Annotated in this window: 28 protein-coding genes; 19 read left to right on the forward strand and 9 right to left on the reverse strand. The window is 64.1% G+C overall.

Annotated elements, in window-relative coordinates; translation table 11 throughout:
• Positions 1–10: 10 nt before the first annotated feature.
• Positions 11–322, reverse strand: coding sequence for a DUF2849 domain-containing protein (locus ACP15W_RS13155; RefSeq protein ID WP_424933353.1), 312 nt, complete (start codon positions 320–322; stop codon positions 11–13).
• 267 nt (positions 323–589) lie between these two features.
• On the opposite strand from ACP15W_RS13155, the gene ACP15W_RS13160 reads away from it, so the two are divergent.
• The 6 genes from ACP15W_RS13160 (at position 590) to ACP15W_RS13185 (ending at position 4,551) form a co-directional block, all read left to right on the forward strand.
• The gene (locus ACP15W_RS13160) at positions 590–1,054 is read left to right on the forward strand and encodes an Lrp/AsnC family transcriptional regulator (RefSeq protein ID WP_424933354.1); all 465 of its coding nucleotides are present in this window, start codon (positions 590–592) and stop codon (positions 1,052–1,054) included.
• Positions 1,055–1,089: 35 nt separating this feature from the next.
• Positions 1,090–1,425: a TIGR01244 family sulfur transferase gene (locus ACP15W_RS13165; protein WP_424933355.1), complete on the forward strand. Its 336-nt coding sequence runs from the start codon at positions 1,090–1,092 to the stop codon at positions 1,423–1,425.
• Between the two features lie 58 nt (positions 1,426–1,483).
• Entirely contained in the window at positions 1,484–2,458 is a 975-nt protein-coding gene (locus tag ACP15W_RS13170) for a YHYH protein (RefSeq protein ID WP_424933356.1), read from the forward strand.
• Between the two features lie 165 nt (positions 2,459–2,623).
• Positions 2,624–2,821 carry a YgaP family membrane protein gene (locus ACP15W_RS13175; protein ID WP_424933357.1) on the forward strand — a complete coding sequence of 66 codons (198 nt, stop codon included), beginning with the start codon at positions 2,624–2,626 and terminating at the stop codon, positions 2,819–2,821.
• Between the two features lie 139 nt (positions 2,822–2,960).
• Positions 2,961–3,980: an alpha/beta fold hydrolase gene (locus ACP15W_RS13180; RefSeq protein WP_424933358.1), complete on the forward strand. Its 1,020-nt coding sequence runs from the start codon at positions 2,961–2,963 to the stop codon at positions 3,978–3,980.
• 223 nt (positions 3,981–4,203) lie between these two features.
• Entirely contained in the window at positions 4,204–4,551 is a 348-nt protein-coding gene (locus tag ACP15W_RS13185) for a DUF2934 domain-containing protein (protein WP_424933359.1), read from the forward strand.
• Positions 4,552–4,578: 27 nt separating this feature from the next.
• Here ACP15W_RS13185 and ACP15W_RS13190 read toward each other — a convergent pair whose 3' ends face one another.
• Positions 4,579–4,890, reverse strand: coding sequence for an HNH endonuclease (locus ACP15W_RS13190; protein ID WP_424933360.1), 312 nt, complete (start codon positions 4,888–4,890; stop codon positions 4,579–4,581).
• A gap of 257 nt (positions 4,891–5,147) precedes the next feature.
• On the opposite strand from ACP15W_RS13190, the gene ACP15W_RS13195 reads away from it, so the two are divergent.
• The 6 genes from ACP15W_RS13195 (at position 5,148) to hemF (ending at position 10,448) form a co-directional block, all read left to right on the forward strand.
• The gene (locus ACP15W_RS13195; protein ID WP_424933361.1) at positions 5,148–5,591 is read left to right on the forward strand and encodes a Rid family hydrolase; all 444 of its coding nucleotides are present in this window, start codon (positions 5,148–5,150) and stop codon (positions 5,589–5,591) included.
• Between the two features lie 381 nt (positions 5,592–5,972).
• Positions 5,973–6,929, forward strand: coding sequence for a phosphate/phosphite/phosphonate ABC transporter substrate-binding protein (phnD, locus tag ACP15W_RS13200; RefSeq protein WP_424933362.1), 957 nt, complete (start codon positions 5,973–5,975; stop codon positions 6,927–6,929).
• Between the two features lie 67 nt (positions 6,930–6,996).
• Complete coding sequence (gene phnC, locus ACP15W_RS13205) at positions 6,997–7,818, forward strand: phosphonate ABC transporter ATP-binding protein (RefSeq protein ID WP_424933363.1); 822 nt, start codon at positions 6,997–6,999, stop codon at positions 7,816–7,818.
• Positions 7,815–8,636 (forward strand): phosphonate ABC transporter, permease protein PhnE, encoded by an 822-nt coding sequence (gene phnE / locus ACP15W_RS13210; RefSeq protein WP_424933364.1) that lies wholly within the window; start codon positions 7,815–7,817, stop codon positions 8,634–8,636. The genes phnC and phnE (ACP15W_RS13210) overlap by 4 nt, the downstream gene beginning before the upstream one ends.
• Positions 8,633–9,445, forward strand: coding sequence for a phosphonate ABC transporter, permease protein PhnE (gene phnE / locus ACP15W_RS13215; protein ID WP_424933365.1), 813 nt, complete (start codon positions 8,633–8,635; stop codon positions 9,443–9,445). The genes phnE (ACP15W_RS13210) and phnE (ACP15W_RS13215) overlap by 4 nt, the downstream gene beginning before the upstream one ends.
• Positions 9,446–9,548: 103 nt before the next feature.
• Complete coding sequence (gene hemF / locus ACP15W_RS13220) at positions 9,549–10,448, forward strand: oxygen-dependent coproporphyrinogen oxidase (protein WP_424933366.1); 900 nt, start codon at positions 9,549–9,551, stop codon at positions 10,446–10,448.
• A gap of 38 nt (positions 10,449–10,486) precedes the next feature.
• Here the strand turns inward: hemF and ACP15W_RS13225 are convergent, their stop codons facing one another.
• Positions 10,487–11,041 (reverse strand): GNAT family N-acetyltransferase, encoded by a 555-nt coding sequence (locus tag ACP15W_RS13225; protein ID WP_424933367.1) that lies wholly within the window; start codon positions 11,039–11,041, stop codon positions 10,487–10,489.
• A 60-nt stretch (positions 11,042–11,101) separates the two neighbouring features.
• Between ACP15W_RS13225 and ACP15W_RS13230 the strand changes: the two genes are divergently transcribed.
• The gene (locus tag ACP15W_RS13230; RefSeq protein ID WP_424933368.1) at positions 11,102–11,689 is read left to right on the forward strand and encodes a hypothetical protein; all 588 of its coding nucleotides are present in this window, start codon (positions 11,102–11,104) and stop codon (positions 11,687–11,689) included.
• 63 nt (positions 11,690–11,752) lie between these two features.
• Positions 11,753–12,058, forward strand: a complete 306-nt coding sequence (locus ACP15W_RS13235; protein ID WP_424933369.1) for a tryptophan synthase subunit beta — start codon at positions 11,753–11,755, stop codon at positions 12,056–12,058.
• A gap of 16 nt (positions 12,059–12,074) precedes the next feature.
• On the opposite strand, the gene ACP15W_RS13240 is transcribed toward ACP15W_RS13235, so the two are convergent.
• Both ACP15W_RS13240 and smpB read right to left on the reverse strand, forming a co-directional pair.
• Positions 12,075–12,740: an outer membrane protein gene (locus ACP15W_RS13240; RefSeq protein ID WP_424933370.1), complete on the reverse strand. Its 666-nt coding sequence runs from the start codon at positions 12,738–12,740 to the stop codon at positions 12,075–12,077.
• Between the two features lie 141 nt (positions 12,741–12,881).
• The gene (smpB, locus tag ACP15W_RS13245; protein WP_424933371.1) at positions 12,882–13,355 is read right to left on the reverse strand and encodes an SsrA-binding protein SmpB; all 474 of its coding nucleotides are present in this window, start codon (positions 13,353–13,355) and stop codon (positions 12,882–12,884) included.
• Between the two features lie 183 nt (positions 13,356–13,538).
• Between smpB and ACP15W_RS13250 the strand changes: the two genes are divergently transcribed.
• The 5 genes from ACP15W_RS13250 to ACP15W_RS13270 all read left to right on the forward strand — a co-directional run bounded on the left by ACP15W_RS13250 (position 13,539) and on the right by ACP15W_RS13270 (position 18,740).
• Entirely contained in the window at positions 13,539–14,084 is a 546-nt protein-coding gene (locus ACP15W_RS13250; RefSeq protein WP_424933372.1) for a hypothetical protein, read from the forward strand.
• Positions 14,085–14,364: 280 nt separating this feature from the next.
• Positions 14,365–15,546 carry an amidase family protein gene (locus ACP15W_RS13255; protein ID WP_424933373.1) on the forward strand — a complete coding sequence of 394 codons (1,182 nt, stop codon included), beginning with the start codon at positions 14,365–14,367 and terminating at the stop codon, positions 15,544–15,546.
• A 74-nt stretch (positions 15,547–15,620) separates the two neighbouring features.
• A complete protein-coding gene (locus ACP15W_RS13260) occupies positions 15,621–16,724 on the forward strand; it encodes a TRAP transporter substrate-binding protein (protein ID WP_424933374.1) in 1,104 nt (367 codons plus the stop codon).
• 88 nt (positions 16,725–16,812) lie between these two features.
• Entirely contained in the window at positions 16,813–17,424 is a 612-nt protein-coding gene (locus tag ACP15W_RS13265) for a TRAP transporter small permease subunit (RefSeq protein WP_424933375.1), read from the forward strand.
• Positions 17,421–18,740, forward strand: a complete 1,320-nt coding sequence (locus ACP15W_RS13270; protein ID WP_424933376.1) for a TRAP transporter large permease — start codon at positions 17,421–17,423, stop codon at positions 18,738–18,740. Before ACP15W_RS13265 ends, ACP15W_RS13270 begins: the two co-directional genes overlap by 4 nt.
• A 59-nt stretch (positions 18,741–18,799) precedes the next feature.
• On the opposite strand, the gene ACP15W_RS13275 is transcribed toward ACP15W_RS13270, so the two are convergent.
• From ACP15W_RS13275 to ACP15W_RS13290, 4 genes are all read right to left on the reverse strand, one after another.
• Positions 18,800–19,480: a GntR family transcriptional regulator gene (locus ACP15W_RS13275; RefSeq protein ID WP_424933377.1), complete on the reverse strand. Its 681-nt coding sequence runs from the start codon at positions 19,478–19,480 to the stop codon at positions 18,800–18,802.
• A 236-nt stretch (positions 19,481–19,716) separates the two neighbouring features.
• Positions 19,717–20,484 carry an ethanolamine ammonia-lyase subunit EutC gene (gene eutC / locus ACP15W_RS13280; protein ID WP_424933378.1) on the reverse strand — a complete coding sequence of 256 codons (768 nt, stop codon included), beginning with the start codon at positions 20,482–20,484 and terminating at the stop codon, positions 19,717–19,719.
• A complete protein-coding gene (locus ACP15W_RS13285) occupies positions 20,481–21,857 on the reverse strand; it encodes an ethanolamine ammonia-lyase subunit EutB (RefSeq protein ID WP_424933414.1) in 1,377 nt (458 codons plus the stop codon). The genes eutC and ACP15W_RS13285 overlap by 4 nt, the downstream gene beginning before the upstream one ends.
• A 75-nt stretch (positions 21,858–21,932) precedes the next feature.
• A complete protein-coding gene (locus tag ACP15W_RS13290; RefSeq protein ID WP_424933379.1) occupies positions 21,933–23,006 on the reverse strand; it encodes a C4-dicarboxylate ABC transporter in 1,074 nt (357 codons plus the stop codon).
• Between the last annotated feature and the right edge of the window lie 14 nt (positions 23,007–23,020).

Genomic DNA, 23,020 nt, shown 5'->3' on the forward strand with positions numbered 1-23,020 from the left:
TGATATCTCCTCAGGCCTGCGCAGTCGCGGAGCGACCATGCTCGGGGTAATTGCTCGGCCCCTTCAGGCGGAATTCCTCGCGGAAATGCACGGGCACCGGACGATCCGCGTCATCGAGGGCAACATTGGTCAGATAGGCGCCGACGACCTGATTCGGGAATTCTTCCGCACGCTCCAGAAGCGACGCGGCCTCATCCTTCGTGCGGGCGACGGCCGCCTCAGCCAGAACACGCGTCCAGCCGCCCTGGACCGTGAAATACACCACATCGCCTTCGAAAAGGTCGTTTCCCGTGGCGATCTGCGGAACGAAAGCCTTGGCCATTAGAAAGCCCTCCGGGGCTCGCGAGCCGGGCCACGACGAACAGCATCACACATCACGCCCCGCAATCCCACCGGCGCGGACGCCCCGCGGTTGCGAGAAACAGGGGTGAAAAGCTGGGTTGGCATGGCCGGTCCTTGCTGTTTACAGTTAGCCCTAAAGATAGGACAATATTCCTGATCCTCTCAATAACACCCTTCAAATAAGAAGAATCTTCGACTAGCTTCCGCCGCGACGGAAAAATTGACCTGGATTTCGGAGGTGCCGGGAATGGCTGTCCCCCTAGACGATCTAGACCGGAAAATCCTCTCGCTTCTGCAGCAAGATGCGGGGCTCTCGCTCGATGAAATCGCGCGCAAACTGAGTGCATCCAAGACCCCCGTCTGGAACCGGATCCGAAAGATGCGCGAAGCCGGGGTGATCAAATCGGAGGTGGCGATTCTCGACCCGGACAAGATCGGGCTGGAGACATGCTTCTTCGTCCTGATCCGCACGTCCGAACATGATGCCGAATGGCTCGAGCGCTTTCTCAAGACCGTGCGGGCCCGGCCCGAAGTGCTGGAGGCCCACCGCCTCGCCGGGGATATCGACTACATCCTCAAGGTCCGGGTGCCCAACGCCCGCGCGTTCGATACATTCTACCAGTCGCTGATCCGCGAAGTCAGCATCTTCAACGTGACGTCCAGTCTCTCTATGGAAGAGATCAAATACACCACCGCCCTGCCGCTGCCCTGACCGCACACTTACCGAAGAACCAAGGATACCCCCTCATGAACATCACCGAGATCACGCCCAGCTACTCCGTCTCGCCGCAGATCACCGTCGGCGATGTGGCAACCATCGCCGAGAAGGGGTTCAACTCCATCATGTGCAACCGTCCCAACGGTGAAGACCCGGGTCAGACCGACGTGGAGGAAATCCGCGCCGAGGCCGAACGCCTGGGGCTGACCTTTGCCTTCGTTCCTGTGGTATCCGGCAGCATCACGCCCGAGAATGTGATCGAATTCAAGGATGAGCTGGCAAAGCTGCCCACACCCGTCTTCGCCTACTGCCGCTCCGGCGGGCGCTGCCAGAATCTCTGGCTTCTCGCCGGCAACGCGCGCTGAAACCAGCTGCGCGGCAGGCCGGGCAAGGATCTCGCCCGCCCGCCGCACCGATGGAAGGATGATGATGCCTGATCTCCTCAAGCTTGCCGCCGTTGCGTCGCTCCTCACCGGGGCCAGTGCCTCCGCACCCCTCGCGCATGAGGATCACTGCACGGCCGTCAAGGCCTCCGTCGAAGAGGCCGGCTTTGCCGAGAGCGTGACAGTGGCCTGCACCCCGGATCACGCCATCATCAGTTCCGACACCTACCCGGACCATGAAATCATGACCGGCATAACCGCCACCAACGAGCAGACGGCTGTTCCGGGCCAATACGATGCGCCGATCATCTTGTCGCCGACCCTGCAAGGCACACCACTCACACGGGATGCCGCGCTTGGCGTCGCGCTCAACGGGGTTCCGATCTATGACTACACAGCCGGCGGCGAAATGAGCCTCGAGGATCTGGCGCACCACCAGGCCCAGCATGACACCTTCCAGACAGGCCAGCTCGACATTTGCGGCGGCCATGCCGGGCGCGGCGACGACTACCACTATCACGTCAAGCCGGTCTGCATGATCGAACAGATGGACAATGCCGCCGAAAACCCGATCATCGGCTGGGCCTTCGACGGGTTCCCGATCTACGGCGACGACAATCCGGACGGTTCGGAAATCGCCGCAGGCGCACTGGATGTCTGCAATGGACAGCCGGATCCGACCTTCGGCTATCGCTACCACACCTCGCAGGATGCACCCTATATCGTGCAATGCCTGATGGGCGAAGTGCCTGACTTCGACGACCTGCCCCGTGTCCGCCCCCTTGAGGCTTCGGGCAGCAGCCGAGGCACCGAGCCGGGTCGCCCACCGGAGGGAGGCGTCGAGGATCTCGTCTTCACACAGGAGACAACCGGAGAGCGCAGTCTGGATTACACTTATCGCGGTGAAGCCTACTACATCCGCTACGCCCCTTCCGACACGGCGGGCTGCTATGATTTCGTCAAGCGAACCGTGACCAGCGGCGGCGAAATCGAAACCGGCGAATACTGCCGGTAACCTGCGTTTTCCCAAGCGCCCCAGCACGGACCACGCGCAATCAACCATCCGCAATGCATTCATTTATTGAAATGTGTAGGATAATGGTCTATCTAATCTTGTGAGATCGGCCCCGCACCGCAGGCGCGATGGGTTGCCGACCTGCTGCTTGAAAGGACCCCCGAGATGACCAAGAACATCGGCACTACGGACCGTGCCATCCGCTTCGCCGTCGGCGCGCTGCTGATCCTGCTCGCGCTCACGGGCGTGATCGGAGCCTGGGGCTGGATCGGCGTCGTTCCTCTCGCCACCGCCTTTGTCAGTTTCTGCCCCGCCTACCGCCTTCTGGGCATGAACACCTGCGGGATCAAGAAAGCCGACTGATCGGCCCCATCCCCTATCGGTGCAGGCCTGCCCTTCGCCACCAAGAATGCCCTTGAGCGGGTCCGCCACGAGCGTGCTACCCTGACGCGAACTGCCCTGCGTTTTCTGAACGCAGGTTTTGCATTCGAGGGGGAGCAGAATGCTCGCAAGGACAATCGCCGCAATCTGTCTGGCTGCGGCCACATCAGCATCGGCCCAGACAGACCTTCCGGAAAGTTTCGACTATATGGGCCCCACGGTCAGCACGCTGGACGTCGCCGGCCGCACCGTGGCCTATGTCGATACCGGGCCGGACGATGCCATTCCCGTGCTCTTTCTCGGTGGGACCGGAACCAGTGCGGCAGTTGTCGGTTTGGCGGACTTCCTGCGCACCATGCGCGAGGATCTCGGGCTGCGTCTTGTGTCCGTCGGGCGCGCCGGATTCGGGCAAAGCGCTCCAGCCGAGAACTGGACATTCTCGGACTACCCCGCCGACGCGGTCGCGGTGCTCGATGAACTCGGCATCACCGGTGAGGTGAGCGTCATGGCAATCTCGGGCGGTGGTCCCTATGCCGCAGCCTTCGCCGCCGCATACCCGGACAGGATCCGCTCGGTGCATCTCGCGGCGGCGCTCGCCCTCGCCACACGTTCGCCCCTTTGCGACGATCCGGCCCGGATGAAACAGATCATGGACGACTACGCAGCCCACCCGCTCAAGTGGTGGGGTTTCCCCGAAGACAGCCCGACCCATGACATCCCCGGTTTCGGCACGGCGGCCGCGGACGATGGGGCACGAACATTCGGCATCGCAGGCCAACGGGGCAGCGGCGCGGCAGAAGTGGCGGAATACATGCGCTACTGCAAAGAGGATCTTCCGGATGTCTCCTCCGTCAACGCGCCCGTCTACATCTATCAGGGCCTTCGGGACATGACTGTTCCCCCGGCGAATGCCGACAAATGGGAAGAGGCGTTCCCGAATATCGCCGTGCGGCGCAACTACGAAAATGGCGCCCATGACGTGCAGTACCGCCATTGGGACCAGATCCTCGTCGATATGGCCCATCTGGTTGACCGGATCGTCATCTGCCACGACGGGTCCTCGATGCAGGCCGCAAGAGAAGACGCGGACGCCGCAATCGATGAGGGCGCCCGGCTCGGAATTTGTGCCTGGCCCGAATAGGCCCGTCCCGCGGATCCCGACCCCTTGCGCCCGCAGCTCTCGCGGCATGGATCGTGTCGGCGCGGCACTCGGGGCACGACAGCTGCGAGAATGGCACGAAATTGCCAACTTTCTGCGCCTAATGGCCCTGTTTCAAAAGGAATGGGACGGAAATCGCTTCTCACGATTTCGTTGCCGTTCTACACTTGCGCAGGAGCGAACGGTATTACTTGAGGAACATCAAATGAGCGTCCAACTCGAAGAACAGATCCGCGCACGAGCTCACGCCATCTGGGAACAGGAAGGCCGGCCGGACGGCAAGTCCGAGGAACATTGGCTCCGGGCCTGCGACGAGGTTTCCTTCGAGGCTGAAGCGCTGAAAAAGGCGGCTCCGAAGAAGGCGGCCCCCAGGAAGACCACTGCCCGCAAGACCGCGGCTCCGAAGAAACCTGCCGCCCCGCGCAAGTCTGGGAAGACTACGGCGAAGGCGGAAACGGCAGCTGCCGCGGAGACCACGACCGAGGCCCCAAAGCCCAAGCGCGCCACACGCGCCCGCAAGGCCGCAGCCCCTTCGGACGGAAAGACCGCCTGAACAGGCACGGATCGATGCATGGCGCGCTTATCTCCGCCGCCGTCGCGCGCCCGGCACCTTTGAGCGGAATCCGGGAGGGCGCTTCGCCACCCACGAGATGAAGCGCTCGAGTCGCGGATGCGTCCGGAGCGCTTCAAGCGTATTGTAGCTGCGGGCCAGTTCCGCCTCGCTCAGCGTGGCATGGATCTCGCTGTGGCAGATCTGGTGCAGAAGCACGACCGGCCCACCCTTGCCGCCCTTCAGCTTCGGGATCAGGTGATGCAGGCTCTGGGGTACGTCGGGCGGGATCGGCCGCCCGCACAGGCCACAGATCGGAAGATCATCCTCATACCCCGCCATATGCGAACCCGCCTCCTTCCCGACTGAATCCCGCGCCGCTCGCCGTCTGCGCGGATTGCAGGGGAAAACTAGCATTCCGGCCCGAAACCTCGAGCCTCCAGCGACACCAAACTGATCGATTTGCCGGCAGGCAATCCTGGCACAGCATGCCTCATGCGCAGTGAAGCGCCATCACGAGCTCGCACACCGCCAATCCCCTTGCGAAAGCCGCCGCCCCGACAAAGGCTGGCGCCTCCCCCACAACAAGGAGCATCAGGGTGAACAGATTTCTCTTGGCCGCCGCAATCGTCTCGACCGCGAGCCTCGCCTTGGCCGACGACGCCAGCTACATGAACTCCGGCGCGGTGTTGCCCACGACCCTGCCCTTCTCGGAACTGGTCAAAGCCGATGACACGCTCTACCTCTCAGGTCAGATCGGCAATGTTCCCGGCACGCTCGACCTCGCCGAAGGTGGTATCGCCGCTGAAAGCGAGCAGGTGATGGAGAATATCAAGACCTCGCTCGAGGCCCATGGCTACTCCCTGTCCAACCTCGTGAAATGCACGGTCATGCTCGCCGACATCGGCGAATGGGCCGCCTTCAACGAGGTCTATGCCGGGTATTTCGAAGAAGGCCGCTACCCCGCCCGCGCGGCCTTTGGAGCAAACGGTCTCGCACTCGGCGCACGCGTCGAAGTGGACTGCATCGGCACGGCCGACTGACCCGCATAAGCTGAACATCCTGCTAACGGCTCAGTCTGCAGCCGCGTGATCACAGCCAAGCCCCCCTTGCGGAAGACATGCAGTGGGGGCGGGCACACGCCTCTCGGGCGCACGAGCGCCACTTCTCAACCACATCGAAGCCGAGACGCGCCCTCCGAGCATGTTTGTGAAACTTTCATAAAGATTGAATGCCTTGCGCGTCACGAACGCACAAAAAAGTTGACAGTTCGCTTTTTCATCAACCATTCAAACACCGTGAGCCAGGTGGGAGACAGCCGCGGCACCGGCCCTCGGTTTCGCGGTCTGCCGGAAAGGGGAAGCGGTTCCGTCACGCATCGATCACACCTGCGCCTGCTCGCCCTGCAAATGTTCGGAGACGTCATGACCTACCTCAAACCCGCCCTCTCAGCGCTCGCCCTCTCGGCAGCCTTCGCCGCCCCCGCCTTCGCCGAATTCCAGCTCGGCGACCGCTACACCGATGCGGACGGCGACCTGATCGCCGACATTCCGAGCGACGAATCCGAGCTGGTCGATCCCGATACGCTCATCTTCGCCTATACCCCCGTGGAGGACCCGGCCGTCTATGCCGAGGTCTGGCAGGGCTTCCTCGATCACATGAGCGAGGTCACCGGCAAGAACGTGCAGTTCTTCCCGGTCCAGTCCAACGCCGCCCAGATCGAAGCCATGCGCGCCGGCCGCCTCCATGTCGCGGGCTTCAACACCGGCTCCAACCCGCTCGCCGTGGCCTGCGCGGGCCTGCGTCCGTTCGCGATGATGGCCGCTGCCGATGGCTCCTTCGGTTACGAGATGGAGATCATCACCTATCCCGGCTCCGGCATCGAGGAAGTCGAGGACATCAAGGGCAACCAGATGGCCTTCACCTCCGAGACCTCGAACTCCGGCTTCAAGGCTCCCTCGGCCATCCTGCGCGCCGAATTCGGCATGGAAGCGGGCACCGATTTCGACCCGGTCTTCTCCGGAAAGCACGACAACTCGATCCTCGGCGTCGCCAACAAGGACTACGCCGCCGCCGCAATCGCCAACTCGGTCAAGGGCCGCATGATCGAGCGCGAGGTCGTGACCGAAGACCAGCTCAAAGTGATCTACACCTCGCAGACCTTCCCCACCACCGGCTACGGCGTGGCGCACAATCTCACGCCCGAACTTCAGGACAAGATCAAGGAAGCGTTCTTCTCCTTCGAATGGGAAGACACCGCACTGGCAGAGGAATTCGGCAAGAGCGGTGAGGAGCAGTTCATCGAGATCACCTTCAAGGACGACTGGGAGGTGATCCGCACCATCGACGAAGCCAATGGAGTCGAATACAGCTGCCAGTAAGCAGTAGATAGACCTCGAGCACAGGCGGGCCGGCGGCTCGCCTGTGGCATATTCCGGGAATACGACCATGCTGAGACTGAGCGGCCTCTCGAAGACCTACAAGACGGGGGACGCCGCGCTGAGCGCCGTGTCGCTCGATGTGCCAAAGGGCCAGATCCTCGGCCTCATCGGCCCCTCGGGCGCGGGCAAGTCCACCCTGATCCGCTGCATCAACCGCCTCGTCGAGCCGACCGCGGGCGAAGTGCGGCTCGGGGAGATCGACCTTGTGACTCTGGGCAGCGCAGATCTGCGCCGCCAGCGCCGGCGGATCGGCATGATCTTCCAGGAATACGCCCTCGTCGAGCGCCTGACGGTGATGGAGAACGTGCTCTCAGGCCGTTTGGGCTACGTTTCGTTCTGGCGCAGCTGGCTGCGCCGCTACCCGGGCCAGGATATTCGCCGCGCCTACGAGCTTCTCGACCGGGTGGGCCTCCTGGAACACGCCGACAAGCGCGCCGATGCGCTCTCGGGCGGCCAGCGGCAACGGGTGGGCATCGCCCGCGCGCTCGCCCAGGAACCCGAGCTGCTGCTGGTGGACGAGCCCACCGCGAGCCTCGACCCGAAAACCAGCCGCCAGATCATGCGCCTCCTGACCGAGATCTGCGCCGAGCGCGGCCTGCCCGCAATCGTGAACATCCATGATGTCCCGCTGGCCCAGCAGTTCATGCAACGCATCGTCGGTCTCCGCGCGGGTCGCGTGGTCTTCGACGGCGCACCCGACCAGCTCACGGAAAGCGCGCTCACCGAGATCTACGGGGCCGAGGACTGGAACGCCATGCGCAAGGGTGACGAGGAACAGGCCGAAGCCGAGGCGGACGCCGCCCGCAGGCTTGCCCAGGTATCGTCATGAGTGCGCGCGTCGAAACCGTCAAAGCCTACCCCGACAGGTGGCGCCGCCCCCCGCAGATCGTCCGCGACCGCCGCTGGCGCGTGGCGCTCCAGATCGGCATCCTTGTCTATCTCGTGCTCGCGTTCGGTTCGATCGAGGTGAACTGGGCGCGCGTGGCCGAGGGGATGGAGCGCGGCCAGCGCTTCGTCATGGGCTTCCTGCAACCCGATTTCACCAGCCGTTGGAAGGATATCGCCCAGGGGCTGGAGGAAAGCCTCACCATGACGCTCACCTCCACCGTGGTGGGGGTGCTGATCTCCGTGCCCATCGGCATCGGGGCAGCGCGCAATCTCGTGCCGCGCCCGGTCTACATGGTCTGCCGCGCGATCATCGCCGTCAGCCGCGCGCTTCAGGAAGTGATCGTCGCGATCTTCCTCGTGGCCATGTTCGGCTTTGGCCCCTTCGCGGGCTTCCTGACGCTCTCCTTCGCCACCATCGGTTTCATCGCCAAACTGCTGGCCGACGACATCGAGGAGGTCGACGCGACCCAGGTCGAGGCGATCCGCGCCACCGGCGCCTCCTGGCTCCAGATGGTCAACTACGGCGTTCAGCCGCAGGTCATCTCGCGCCTCATCGGTCTCTCGCTCTACCGGCTCGACATCAATTTCCGCGAAAGCGCGGTGATCGGCATCGTCGGGGCGGGCGGGATCGGAGCCACGCTGAACACGGCCATCGATCGCTACGAATATGACAGCGCCGGGGCGATCCTTCTCATCATCATCGGCATCGTGATGGTGGCCGAATACAGCTCCAGCTACCTGAGGAAGTTCCTGCAATGAGCGGCCCGACGCATTATTCCGAGGTCTGGACCTTCCGCACGCCCCGCGCCCGTCTCCTGCTCTGGGCCGGCTGGCTGGCGTTGGTGGCGCTCTTCGTCTGGTGCTGGGGCATCATGACGGAGAACACCATCTGGATCTTCGTCACCGACGCCCCTCGGCAGGCGGCCGACATCGGCGGCCGGATGCTGCCCCCCGAGTGGGGCTATCTGCCCGAATTGATGCTGCCGCTTTGGGACACGATCAACATCGCCACCCTCGGCACCATCGGCGGTGTGCTCATGGCCATCCCGGTGGCCTTTCTCGCCGCGAGGAACACGACGCCCTCGGTGATGGTGCTGCGCCCCATCGCGCTCTTCATCATCGTGGCCTCGCGCTCGATCAACTCGCTGATCTGGGCGCTTCTTCTGGTGGCGATCATAGGCCCGGGCCTTCTGGCAGGGATCGTGGCCATCGCCCTGCGTTCGATCGGTTTCGTGGGCAAGCTGCTATACGAGGCCATCGAGGAGACCGATACCCGACAGATCGAGGCCGTCACCGCCACCGGCGCGAGCCCCGGACAGGTCCTGACCTACGGCATCGTGCCCCAGGTCATGCCGGCCTTCTGGGGGATCTCCGTCTTCCGCTGGGACATTAATATCCGCGAGAGCACCATCCTTGGCCTCGTGGGCGCGGGCGGCATCGGGCTCAAGATGAACGCCTCGCTCGCCATCCTCGCCTGGGATCAGGTCGCGGTGATCCTGCTCCTGATCCTCGCGACCGTTGTGCTCAGCGAATGGGTTTCCGCCCGAATTCGCCACGCGATCATCTGATCCCCGCCACACGCCGGGGCATCCCCCTCTCCGATCAGCGAGACTGGACGCCCCGCCGCGGCCCGCGTATTCCTGCGAACCCGACCGCGCCCGAGGATCTCCGATGCCCGCCAATACTGTGACCGACGCCCACAAGACCCGCGCCAGCGACTGGTTCACAGAGTTGCGCGACCGGATCTGCGCGGCCTTCGAGGCCATCGAGGATACGCAGGACTGGGGGCCCTTCGCGGGCCTCCCTGCCGGCCGCTTCACCCGCAAGGAAACCCGGCGCGCCAGCCCCGGCGAGGAGGATGCAGGCGGTGGCGTGATGTCGGTGATGCGCGAGGGCCGGGTCTTCGAGAAGGTCGGCGTCAACATCTCCACCGTCTACGGAAACCTCGGCGAGCGCGCGCAGAAGAGCCTCACCGCGCGCAAGGAAATCCCCGGCCTTGATGCCGATCCCCGCTTTTGGGCCGCCGGCATCAGTCTCGTCGCGCACATGCGTTCGCCCAAGTGCCCCGCCGTCCACATGAACACCCGCATGTTCTGGACGCCCGGCGCCTGGTGGTTCGGCGGCGGTGCGGATCTCAACCCGATGATCGAGGATGACGCCGACACCGCCGCCTTCCACGCCACGCTTCAGGCCGCCTGCGACACCCACGATCCGGACTACTACCCCCGCTTCAAGGCCTGGGCAGATGACTACTTCATGATCCGCCACTGGAACGAACCGCGCGGGGTCGGCGGCATCTTTTACGACGACCTCTGCACCGGCGACTGGGAGGCGGATTTCGCCTTCACCCGATCGGTGGGCCGCGCCTTCCTCGACGCCTTCCTCCCCATCACCGAACGCCACCTGAAGGAACCCTGGACCGACGCCGACCGCGAGATCCAGCTCGTCAAACGCGGCCGCTACGCCGAGTTCAACCTGGTCTACGACCGCGGCACCCAGTTCGGCCTCCACACCGGCCACAACCCCGAGGCCGTGCTGATGTCCCTGCCCCCGGTCGCGAAATGGCCGTGACGCCCCGAGCCGGAACCGCCTGAACTCCGGCGAGCAACCTAGAGCCGCTTCTCCATCCAATCGCAACTCAGGCGGCCATCGCAGCGCGACCCGCAGCCGCCCGAAGCCACATACCCGCGACGCTCGTAGAACCGCCGCGCCGTCGCCGTGCTCTCGAGCCGACAGACACCCCGCCCCGCGGCCCGCGCCTCGGCCTCAAGCGCATCCATCAGCGCGCCGCTCACCCCCCGGAACCGCGCCTCGGGATGCACGTAGTTCAGCAGCACCTCGCCATCGGTGCGAACCATCCCCACCCCGGCCAGTTTGCCGCCGACCTCGGCCACGAACACCGCCCCTGCGGGATCTCCGATCCACCGCAGGACGTTCTCCTCGGTCTTGTTCTCGATCCAGCCCGAAACGAGCGCCGGCTCGCCGCGATGGTCCGCCGCGCAGAGCTCCACGATGGAACGCCTGAGCAGAAGCGCCGCCTCCGCCGCATCGCCCGAAGACGCACGCCGCACCGTCACCTTGATTGCCTCACCCATGGCCATCCGCTCTGATGTGTAGAATCGGCCCGTTCCGCCCGGCGCCACCAACGAGGCTAGGCCAGCCACGGCACCCCCGCAAGCGCCGCGGACTGGACGACGCCCCGCCCCTGCCCTATCCCCGACCCCATGACCACCCGCATCGCCATCCTCGGCTGGGGCTCGCTCCTCTGGGATCTCGACGATCTCGCCCCCCGCGTCACCGGGCCCTGGGCCATGCGCGCCGGGCCCCGCCTGCCGATGGAATTCAGCCGCATCAGCATCAAGCGCAAGATGGGCCTCGTGCTCTGCCTTGACCCCGCCGTGGGCAGCAATTGCGCTACCCATGCCATCCCCTCGATCCGCCAGACTATTGCCGCCGCCCGCACGGATCTCGCCGCCCGGGAACGCGCGCCCGTGGACCGGATCGGCTGGGCCTCGGCTGATGGCACCGGCGAGAGCCGCCTCGGCCCCGTTCCGCCCCTCATCGCCGCCTGGTGCCGGGAGAATGGATGGGCCGGGGCGGTCTGGACCGATCTCGAACCGAATTTCCTGGAAACGACGGGCACGCCCTTCAGCATCGACGCAGGCCGCGCCTACCTGCGCACGCTTGAAGGCGAAAGCCTCGAAGAAGCCCATCGCTACATCCGCAATGCGCCTTGGACCACCCGCACGCCGCTCCGCCGGGCGCTCTCCCGCGATCCCTGGTGGCGGGGCCTGCGCGCGGGAAGCCGCTGAGGGGCATTCCGTCCCGATCCACCACACACTATATCTCCGGGCAACAGCCGACACGGAGCCACGATGGTTGATGAAAAGGTCCGACTGGATCGCCAGATCGATGCCATGCTGCGCGGGTTTCCCGCCGCGCGCCGGATCGCCGATCCCCTCCTGCACGGAAAACTGCGCAAGGCCCGCCTGCCCATCGCCATCGCGCTGATCCTCGGAAGCTTTCTCGCGATCCTGCCGGTCTTCGGCGTCTGGATGCTGCCGCTCGGCCTGCTTTTGCTCGCACTCGACGTGCCGCGCCTCAGGCCGATGGTCTCCGGATCACTGATCCGCGCACGCCGCCGGATCGCCCTCTGGCGCCGACGGAGCCGCAGGGACTGAGCGGCGTCGGTATGCCTCAATACCAGGTGGCAGGGATCACGAAGTTGACGCCGAAATTGATCGCATGGGTGAAAAGATCGGATTCAAGCGAGCCGCCGCCATCCATGTCCACGTCGAGCGCCGCGTAATTGCCCTCATACTCGGCGAAAGCCTGCCAGCGATCATTGAACGCGTAGGCCGCCCCGGCCCGGATTTCCGCCGCAAACCCACCGAACTGATACCCGAACGTATCCTCGCTTGCCGCCGGAGAGCGCGTCTCCACATGCGGATAGGTAAAGCCGAGGCCACCGCCGAGATAGGGCACGAGGCCGTTCTGCATGGGAAAGCGCTTTTGCACCCCCACGGTCAGGACGTTCAGGCCGTCGGTGAATTCGAGCCGGTCGAAGCCCGCGTCCTCCATCGATCCGTCGTCGGCATAGAGCTTCACATGGGTGAAATCGACATACCCACCCCAGTCGTCCTGCCGCCAATAGGCATAGCGCACTCCCCAGTAGGGCGGCGCATCGAAGGACTTGCCCTCCCAGTCCACGTCGAAATCGAGGTCGGTGCCATCGGTATCCTCGCCGGTCATGTCGCCGGTCTGGGCGAACTGATAGCCGCCATAGACACTCACGACATGTTCGGCGAACACGGGCGCGGGCAGGAGAACGAGGGTGAGGGCGGCAGACAGGGCTCTGGTCATGACGGCTCTCCAGTGAGCTGACGGAACGCATCCGTTTCCCCGTCAGAACTAGGCCCACCGCCACGTGAAGTTAAGGCCCCGTGATCAGCCGGGCAGGACATGTGCTCCCGACGCCACGCGAGGCGCGCACCCGGTAAGGCCTCAGGAGTGTTCCTTCATGATCCGCGCCTTCTGCCGTTGCCAGTCGCGTTTGGCGGCGGTGGCGCGCTTGTCGGCCATCTTCTTGCCCTTCGCGAGGCCGAGCTGGAGCTTCGCGCGTCCGCGCTCGTTGAAATAGAGCTTCAGCGGAACCACCGTCATGCCCTCGCGCGCCGTGGCATTCCAGAGCTTCGCCAGCTCGCGCTTGTTCACCAGAAGCTTGCGCCGGCGCCGCTCGTCATGCCCGAAGGTCTTCGCTTGGGCATAGGCCGGGATGTAGCCGTTGATCAGCCACAACTCTCCCTCCTCGACCGAAGCATAGCTCTCGGCGATATTGGCCTTGCCGTTGCGCAGCGACTTCACCTCCGAGCCTTCAAGCATGATGCCCGCTTCGAGATCATCCTCGATGAAGTAGTCGTGCCGTGCGCGCCGGTTCTCGGCGACAATCTTCTGAGTGGGTCCGGTATTCTTTGCCATGATCGAACCCAGATAATGCTCCCGCCGGTCCGCGTCCAGTCACGCGCGGCGTCATTAACGAAACACTAACGACGTACTTCCCGAAGACGTAAATGAGAGGTTAAAACTCTCGTCATGCGGGTGGCCCTGCTCGATGAGCAAGAATGCCACTTTCATGGGGTTTGGCGATGGCGGAGGGGCTCGATGGATGTAGTGATAAGTTTTCCGGTGGAGCGCGCGCGCAGACCCGGCGAGGATGTACCTGCCATCGTGGCCGTGCGCGGCTGCGAGATCCACACGCTCGGTGAACATCTCGCCGCCCGGCGGACACCGCTCTCCCAGGAACCCGTCGCCGAACCGGCCTCCTCGCTCGATTTTCCCGGCTTCTCCGAAAACCCGCCGCGCCCGCGGCGTCGCATGCGCTCCCTGCCGCCACTCTCTCCCGTCCTGCCCGACGAACAGAAGGCCGAGCCGCTTGCACGGGTGAACAACCTCACCGCCGAGGAAACCCGATTCGAGATCGCCCGCCTCATCGAGGGCCATGACCACGATCATATCATCCAAACCCTCGTGCAGCTCATCGGCGCCAGCAACACGCACAAGCCGCTGCCCTACGGCTGGCCCAAGATGATGTATGCGATCCGCGGCCGACTCAGCCTCTTCGTCGCCTGCAACCGGACCGACACCGACCAGCTGATCGATGCCATCCGGCGCATCCTCTCCGAGGAAGGCACCACGGCCTGGGCATAGCTCCCGCGGCACTCTCCATGGATCTGCCTGGCGGTAGCCCCCTTGGCGGGGCTTCCCATAGCGGTCGCCCGATCTTTCCCGTGAGCCAGCAGATCCGTGGCGGCAATCGGTCGAGTTCTTGAACGCAACTGCACAATCGCTGCCACCCTCCCTTTGAAACTGCGTAAAATTTCCGCGAAATCCGTGAACACAGCCAATTTCGTATTTTGCATGAATAATTATATCTTGAGTTCACCTCGCCTCCGCCGAACATCGCACCGGAATAGACGGGAGCGAGAAAATGAATTCCACCGGGCCGAACTGGCTGGCCGAAATCGTCGATACGGATGAGAGTCTGAAGGCGTTCGTCCGAACCGCCGACGACCTGCCGGAAGAGAAACCGGCGATCCGCCTCGGCGTCAAGGACATCATCGACGTGGCGGGGCTCCCAACCGAATGCGGTTCTCCGATCTGCACCGGAGCCATGCCAACCCGAACCGCGCCCTGCGTCGAACGCCTGATCCAGGCCGGGGCGACAGTGGTCGGCAAGACGGTGACCACGGAGTTCGCCACCACCTATCCCGGCCCGACGCGCAACCCGCTCCTGCCCAGCCATTCGCCGGGCGGATCCTCCTCCGGATCGGCGGCCGCCGTTTCCTCGGGTGCACTCGACTGGGCAATCGGCACCCAGACCGCGGGATCGGTCATTCGCCCCGCGGCCTTCTGCGGGATCATCGGCATCCTGCCTTCCGCCGGCATCGTGCCGCGCGAGGGTGTCCGCATCATGTCGCCCACTCTCGACCGTGTCGGCTTCTTTGCCCGCGACATGAGCGGCATCGAGGCCATGATGGCAGCCTTCGGCGACTGGATTCCCCTCCCCGCCCCGGAACGGCCCATGCGCATCGCGCTGATGCCCGAGGCGGTCTGGGGCGAGGCCGACCCCGCGACCCGCTCCGGGATCGTCCAGGCCGTGGAAGTCATCCGGCAGACCGGCGACAAGGTGATCGAACTGACCGATCCCGAACCCTTCATCTCGGCGCTGGAAGCCCAGAAACTGGTGATGGGATACGAAATCCCCCGTTCCCTCGCGCATGAACTTTCCGAACACGCCGATCTGCTCTCGGACGAATTGCGCGCCTTCTGCGACGAAGCGATGCATATCACCCGCGACGCTTATGCCACCGCGCTCGAAACCGGCGACCGCTTCCGCAGATGGGCCGCCCGATTGTTCCAGGACGGCGCCGATGCCGTGCTCGGCCCCTCCGCGGCGGCGCTGGCACCCGAAGGCCTGTCATGGACCGGCGACCCGTTCGTGAACCGCATCTGGTCGCTCTCCAAGCTCCCGGCGATCAGCCTGCCCACGGGCGCGACATCGAACGGCCTCAAATCCGCCATCCAGCTCAATTCCGGGCTTGGCCGCGACGAGATGCTCTGCGCCATCGCCCGCCGCTACGCCCCCCTCATTGCCGGGATCAGACCCTGACCCGGCCGAACCGGGCACACGCCCCGGTTCCCCGCATCCTTCCCCCCAGACGCAACAGAAAGCGAGGTTGCCCCATGACATGCCTGCCGAAACTGCCCAATCCGATCAAGGCCGCGGCCCTGTGCTCCGCCATGGCCCTCTCCGCGCTGCCGGCCGCCGCCCAGGACTTCAAGTGGACGGTCCAGACCGCCTACGCCGCCGGTGACGACCTGCACATGTCCTTCGTGACCCTCGCCGAAATGGTCGAGGCCATGTCCGGCGGCCGGCTGGTGATGGAAGTCAGCCCTGGTGGTGCCTTCGTTCCGGCCTTCGACGTGCTCGACGCGGTGAATGACGGCGTGATCGACGCCGCCGGCGGCGATGCCGACTACTGGGTCGGCAAACACCCCGCAGGCAGCCTCTTTGCCTCCGCGCCCGGCTTCGGCATGCCCTCGATCGACCTCATGGGCTGGATGGAATACGGCGGCGGCAAGGAGCTCTTCGCCGAATACATCAACGACACGCTCCAGTATGACAACGTCACGTCATTCCTGCTCAGCCCCGCTCAGGCGCAACCCTTCGGCTGGTTCGAGGAACCCGTCACCTCGGTCGAGGATATCCAGGGCATGAAATATCGCACCCCCGGCCTGCCGGTGGACGTGATGCGCGAGATGGGCGCCGCGGTGGTGACGGTGCCCGGCTCCGAAGTGGTGCCCTCGCTCGAACAGGGCGTGATCGAGGCCGCCGAATATTTCGGCCCCAAGGCCGACATGATCCTGGGCCTGCCGGACGTGCGCAAGACCTACATGATGCCCAGCTACCTCCAGCTCGGCCTCATCCAGAACTTCTTCATCAGCAAGGAGCGCTGGGATGAACTGCCCGACGACCTCCAGGCAATCGTGACCTATGCGGTGATGGCCGAATCCGCCGACTTCTACTGGAAGGGCCTCGACGAGAACTCCAAGGCGCTCAAGCAGATGGAAGAGGAAATGGGCGTGACCGTCGCCGAGACCCCGCGTGACGTGATGACCGCCCAGCTCGAAGCCTGGTCGGCGGTGCTCGACCGCTACGCCGCGGAAGATGAATTCTTCGCCAAGGTTCTCGACAGCCAGCGGACCTTCGCGGAGCGCGTCGTTCCGCTCAAGGCGCGCCTCAACCCGCCTGCCGATATCGCGCTGGAGCATTTCGGCTTCGAATAACCCCCGACCATACCACAAGGCGCGGCCCCCTCCGGCCGCGCCCCACTTCCCGAATTCACCAGCCGGCCCGTGGGCCGAAGGATCGCTCATGGCACCAGACAAGGATGACGACCTGCTGAAGGCCCTCGCCCAGGACGAGGACCTCCCCGACATTACCCGCGCGCGCCAGACCATCCCGAACATCCCCCGCCCCTGGCAGGGCGTGGTTATGCGCATCGACCGGTTCGCCGATCTCTACGGCTACGCCCTCTCCTGGCTGGTGCTGGCACTGGTCGCGATCGTGGTGATGGAAGCGATCCGGCGCTACGCCTTCAACAACCCCAGCATCTGGGCCTACGACCTGAGCTACATGCTCTACGGCACGATCTTCATGCTCGGCGCGGGAACGACGCTGCGGTTCGGCGGGCATATCCGCACCGACCTCTTCTTCAAGGACTGGTCCCCCCGAACCCAGGCGGGCGTCGATCTCGCCTTCTACGTGGTGCTGTTCTTTCCCGGCATGGTGTTCTTCTTCTGGGCCGGCTTCGACAAGGCCCTGAGTTCCTTCATGATCTCCGAGCGCGCCGCGGCCAGCTTCTGGCGCCCGATCCTCTGGCCCTACCGCGCGGTCATTCCGGCCACCGCGCTTCTCCTGATGATCCAGGGCGTCTCCGAAGTCATCAAGGCCTGGTTCCAGTTCAAGACCGGAGAACCCGCATGAGCATGGGCGTCATTCTCGGCTTTCTTCAGCTCGCCGCGCTGCTGACCGGCATCTTCGCGGGCTTTCCCATCGCCTTCACCCTGATCGTACTCACCGTCTTCTTCGGCTATATCGGCCTGGGCGAGCGCGCCTTCGATCTCATGGTATACCAGGCCTGGGGCGTGATGACGACGGAGACGCTCGCGGCCGTGTCTCTCTTCGTCTTCATGGGCTACATCCTCGAACAGGCCGGCATCATGGAACGCCTGTTCCGCGGCTTCCAGTTCACCCTCGCCCGCGTGCCCGGCGCGCTCTACATCGGCGTACTTCTGACCTCGACGATCTTCGCCACCGCCACGGGCATCATCGGTGCCTCCGTCACCCTGATCGGAATGCTCGCCGCCCCGGTGATGACGCGCTCGAACTACGACCCCGCCCTTTCGGCCGGAACCATCACTGCGGGAGGAACCCTCGGCATCCTGATCCCGCCTTCGGTCATGCTGGTGGTGCTGGGTCCGGTCGTGGGCGTTTCGATTCCCAAGCTGTTCGCGGCCTGCATCATTCCCGGCCTCCTGATCACCGCGCTCTTTCTGGGCTACACCCTCTTCCGCTGCTGGCTCAACCCGAAGCTCGGCCCCCCCATGCCGGAGGAGGAACGCCCGGAGAACTGGCGGATCGCCGTGCGCGAACTGCTCGTGGGCATGGTGCCGATGATGGTGCTGATCGGCGCAACCCTGGGCAGCATCCTCACCGGTGTCGCCACCCCGACCGAGGGCGCGGGCATGGGGGCGGCCGGTGCCTTCCTGCTCACCATCCTCTACGGGCGGTTCTCCTTCCCGCGGCTGCAGATGGCGCTCTACCAGACCGTGATCGTCTCGAGCATGATCCTCTTCCTGCTTCTGGCCTCCAACATGTTCGGCGCGGTCTTCAACCGGCTCGGCACCGGCCCCTGGATCGCCAACACGCTGGTGGACATGAACCTGCCCCCCATGGGCGTGGTCCTCGCCCTCATGGTGGTCGTGTTCCTCTTGGGCTGGCCACTGGAATGGGCGCCGATCGTCTTCATCTTCCTGCCGATCTTCCTTCCCATCGTGCAGCAGGCCGAGTTGGACCTGCTCTGGATCAGCACGCTCGTGGCGGTGAACCTTCAAACCGCCTTCCTGTCGCCCCCCGTGGCGATGGCGGCCTACTATCTCAAGGCCGTCGCGCCCCAATGGGAGCTGCGGCAGATCTACAGTGGCATGTTCCAGTTCGTCGGATTGCAGGTCGTGGCGCTCATCCTCGTCCTGCTCTTCCCCGAAATCGCGCTATGGCTGCCGAGGGTGATGTTCGGGTGAACTCCCGCATTCCCTGCCTGCGGGAGGATACGGCCGGGGCCTTAGGGTCCCGGCCGTTTTCAGTTGGCGGCACCTTCAACGGAACGGTCGAGGGCATTCAGCGCCCCGATGCGCGCGGTGGCTTCCGCATGATGTCGAAGAAGCGCCCCGGTGCGCTCTCCGTCGCCCGCCCGGATCGCCTCGATGATCATCCGGTGATCCTGCATCGCAAGCTGCCAGTCCTCTTCGGACTTTTCCACGAGGAAGCGGCCCATGTGCATCCGGGCCAGCACGATACGATAGATCTCCAGGAGCGAGCCATTGCCACCGAACGCGATGAGCTGTTCGTGGAAGGTTTTGTTCGCTTTGCGATAGCGCGCGGGGTCCCGCGCCTCGTAGCCCGCCGCGATTTCCTCGTGAAGGGCCTCGAGATCGCGCAGGATCGCGTCCCGATCGGGCGCGTCGGCGATCGACTTGCACAGCAGCAGACCGCCAAGCTGTTCGAGCGCCCCCATGACGGGCAGCAGTTCGTCGATCTGCTCCTTGGTCACCACCGCCACGCAGGCGCCACGGTTGGGCCGCAACGTCACGAGCCCTTCGACCGAAAGCGCCTTGAGCGCCTCGCGCAGCGGGGTTCGTGACACGTCCAGTCTCTCGCAGAGTTCGGGTTCGGCAATCTTGGAACCCGGCTTGAGTTCACCGTCCAGAATCAGGTTTCGAATTTCCCCGACAATTTCCTCGTGCAGCGAACGCCGTCCCATGAACTCAATACCTTTCATTTTTAATACATTATGCAAACTTCAAAACGCTTGTCCATAATGCGTCTCGACGGCCGGGCCCGGCTTCAGACCCGGAACAACGACATGTTCCACGCCAAGGCGGGCATTTGCCATACTTTAGCCATATCGAATCCATACGTTTTCCATACGGATTCCATACGTCGGAATTTCGCTCGAAATGTGTTCTGAAGGCGCCGGAGCCCCGGCGTGGGGGCTGCCTATTTCGGCAGCGACAGTTGGCCGTCTTCGCCCAGCGCGAGGCCCGGCGCATCGTCCTTGAGACCCGTACCGGTGAGCTTCAGGCGGAGCGCTTCCCGCGCCAGCCAGGCGATCTTCGCCGCCGCCTGATCGTAGCTCAGCCCGCCATTACCGTGGATGTTCGAGATGCAGTTTCTCTCGCTGTCCCGTCGTCCCGCTCGCGGCCCGAATGTCAGATATGCGCCGAGGCTGTCGGCAACTGTGAGGCCCGGACGCTCCCCGATCAGCATGACGACCAGCGCCGCACCGAGGCACGCGCCGACCTCATCTCCGATTGCCACACGCCCTTGAAGTACAAGGAAAATCGGCCCGATCGACAGCCCCGCCAGCGCGGGCTCGCAGGCCTGGATCACCGCGGCGGCATGTGCCTGAACCGCATCGGCCGAGAGCCCATCTGCCACCACGAATACGATGTCGGGGGGCTCGCCGCCTGCGATCTTTTCCGCCTCCCCGGACGCAAGCTTGCGCCCCAGGTCCGGGCGGCGAAGGTAGGTCGCGCGATCCCCGGCGGCGCTTTCAAGAACGTGCGTCTCGCGGGGCGACAGTTCGGCAACGAGGGCATCGAAATTCACGGCCCGGTGAACGGCATCGCGCGCACGGGCATGTGCGAACTGGAACTCCAGATTGGCTGATGTCGGCAAACCCGCACCGGATCGCCCAAGCCCGATGCGTGCCGGAGTCGCGGCACGCAAACGCGCCCAAAGATCCTTCGCCGGCGTGTCGTTCATGCCGCTCCCTCGAGGAGCTTGAGCGATGCCGCATCTCCCTCCGGCAGCCGCCCCTGCGCGTCGGTAAGGCCATGTTTTTCAAGCCAGATTTCAAACTCTGGGGCAGCACGCAGGCCAAAACTATTGCGCAGATAGGCAATGTCGTGAAAGCTGAGACTCTGGTAATTCAGCATGATGTCGTCCGCCCCGGGCACCGCGATCAGGAAGGTGCAGCCCGCATCCGCGAGCACCGTCATCAAGACGTCCATGTCGTTCTGATCGGCTTCGGCATGGTTGGTGTAACAAACATCCACTCCCATCGGCAGCCCCATGAGCTTGCCGCAGAAATGGTCCTCAAGCCCCGCCCGTATGATCTGTTTGCCATCGTAGAGATACTCCGGACCGATGAAGCCCACGACCGTATTAACGAGAAGCGGCTTGTAGCGTCGCGCCACCGCATAGGCACGCACCTCGAGCGTCTGCTGGTCCACGCCGTGGTGCGCGTCGGCCGACAGCGCTGAACCCTGCCCCGTTTCGAAATACATCACGTTCTGGCCAACTGTGCCCCGGCCGAGCGAAAGGCCCGCGTCATACGCCTCATCGAGGATCGACAGGTTGACCCCGAACCCGTCGTTGGCGGCCTCGGTTCCGGCCACGGACTGGAAAACAAGATCGACGGGGGCGCCACGCGCAATCATCTCGATGGAATTGGTCACATGCGTCAGCACGCAGGTCTGGGTCGGAATCTCATAACGCGCGCGCAGATCGTCGAGCATTTCGAGGAGCGCGATCGCGTTTGGAATATTGTCGGTCGCGGGATTTACGCCGATTACCGCATCGCCCACCGCGAAGCTCAACCCGTCAAGCGTACTGGCGGCGATTCCCCGCAGATCATCGGTCGGATGGTTCGGCTGAAGTCGGCTTCCCATACGTCCGGGCAGGCCGAGGGTCGATCGAAATGCGCTGATGACGCGGATCTTGCGAGCAACCGAGATCAGGTCACGGTTGCGCATCAGTTTTGACACGGCGGCGACCATCTCAGGCGTAAGGCCGGGGCCCAGCGCCGCCAACCGCTTATGGCTCGCCTCGTTCGAGAGAAGCCAGTCCCGGAACCCTCCGACGGTGAGGTGACGGATCGGCGCGAAGGCCTCTGCGTCATGCCTCTCAAGGATAAGCCGCGTGACCTCATCCGTCTCACCTGGGATCACCGGCTCTTCAAGGAAGACGCCAAGCGGAAGATCAGCAAGCACAGATTGCGCCGCGACGCGCACGGCTTCGGAGGACGCGGCAACGCCAGCGAGTTCATCACCGGATCGCTGCGGGGAGGCGGCGGCTAAGGTCTCGCGCAGGCTTCCAAAACCGAAACGCTCGCCACCAATGGTCGTGCGATACATTGCCACCGGAAACGCCCTCCCCTTAGTTGCGGCGGTGAAGGCCGGACCTGCAGCGGCACGGTCCGGCGTTCTTTTTTAGCGGTAAGGATAGCCCGCCTTTTCCATTGTCGCGGCATAATCCTTGAAGATCTGGACTACGCGCCCGGCACGATCCGATGAAGCCGCGATCTCGTCCCAGAACTCCTCGGCATCGCCGGTCACCTGCGCCCATTCCTCGGGTGGTATCGAGGTGAGTTCCATCTTCTCGCCTTCGACGCGCAGCTTTGCTTCTCCACCCCAGTACCAGATATTCCGGTAGTAGTGGGACTGGTCGATGGTGGAGAGATAGAGCTGTTGGAGATCGGCGGGCACCTTCTCCCAGCTTTCGGTATTGGCGAAATAGGAGCCGAACCATGCCCCCGTAACCGAGTTCGTAAGCGCGTAGTTGCACAGGTCGGCCCAGCCGACCTCGTAGGCTTCGGTGAAGCCGCACCAGGCAACGCCGTCGAGTTCACCGGTTTGAAGCGCCACTTCCACGTCATCCCAAGGCACTGTCACCGGAATGAGGCCGTAGCGGGAAAGGAACCGGCCAGCCGTCGGCACTCCGAAAACACGCTTGCCTCGCATGTCTTCGAGAGAACGGATCGGTTCCTTTGTGAAGATGTGAAGCGGGTCCCAGGCACCGGCAGAAAGCCAGGTGACATTGTCCACTTCCCCGTAGGCTTCCTTCCAGATCTCGTCGAGACCGTAGTACATGAACATCGCGCCCACATCGAGCGAGTAGCGGGTCGCAAACGGGAAATAGCCACCGAAGACCGAGATATCGACCGGCGAGGCCATGGTGGCCTCATCGGATTGAACGGCGTCGATTGTGCCGTTCTGCAGCGAGCGGAACAGTTCGGCCGTGGGGACGAGTTGGTCCGCGTAGTAGAGTTCGATCTCCATCTCGCCGCCAGCTGCCGCATTGAAAGCATCGATCTGCGGCTTGATCACATGTGCGCCAAGCGGCGCACCCGAATAGGTCTGAAGCCGCCAACGGATCGGGCCGGATTGGGCAATTACGGCAGGAGCTGCGAGCGTGGCCGCCGCACCGACGGTCGTTCCGGTCAGGAACTTGCGACGCGAGGCGAGGATCTTCTCGGACGGGCTCTGCTTGGAATTGTCGGTCATCGTGTCACCTTCTG

It is taken from the genome of Amaricoccus macauensis, from assembly GCF_049800915.1.
Classification (GTDB): domain Bacteria; phylum Pseudomonadota; class Alphaproteobacteria; order Rhodobacterales; family Rhodobacteraceae; genus Amaricoccus; species Amaricoccus macauensis_A.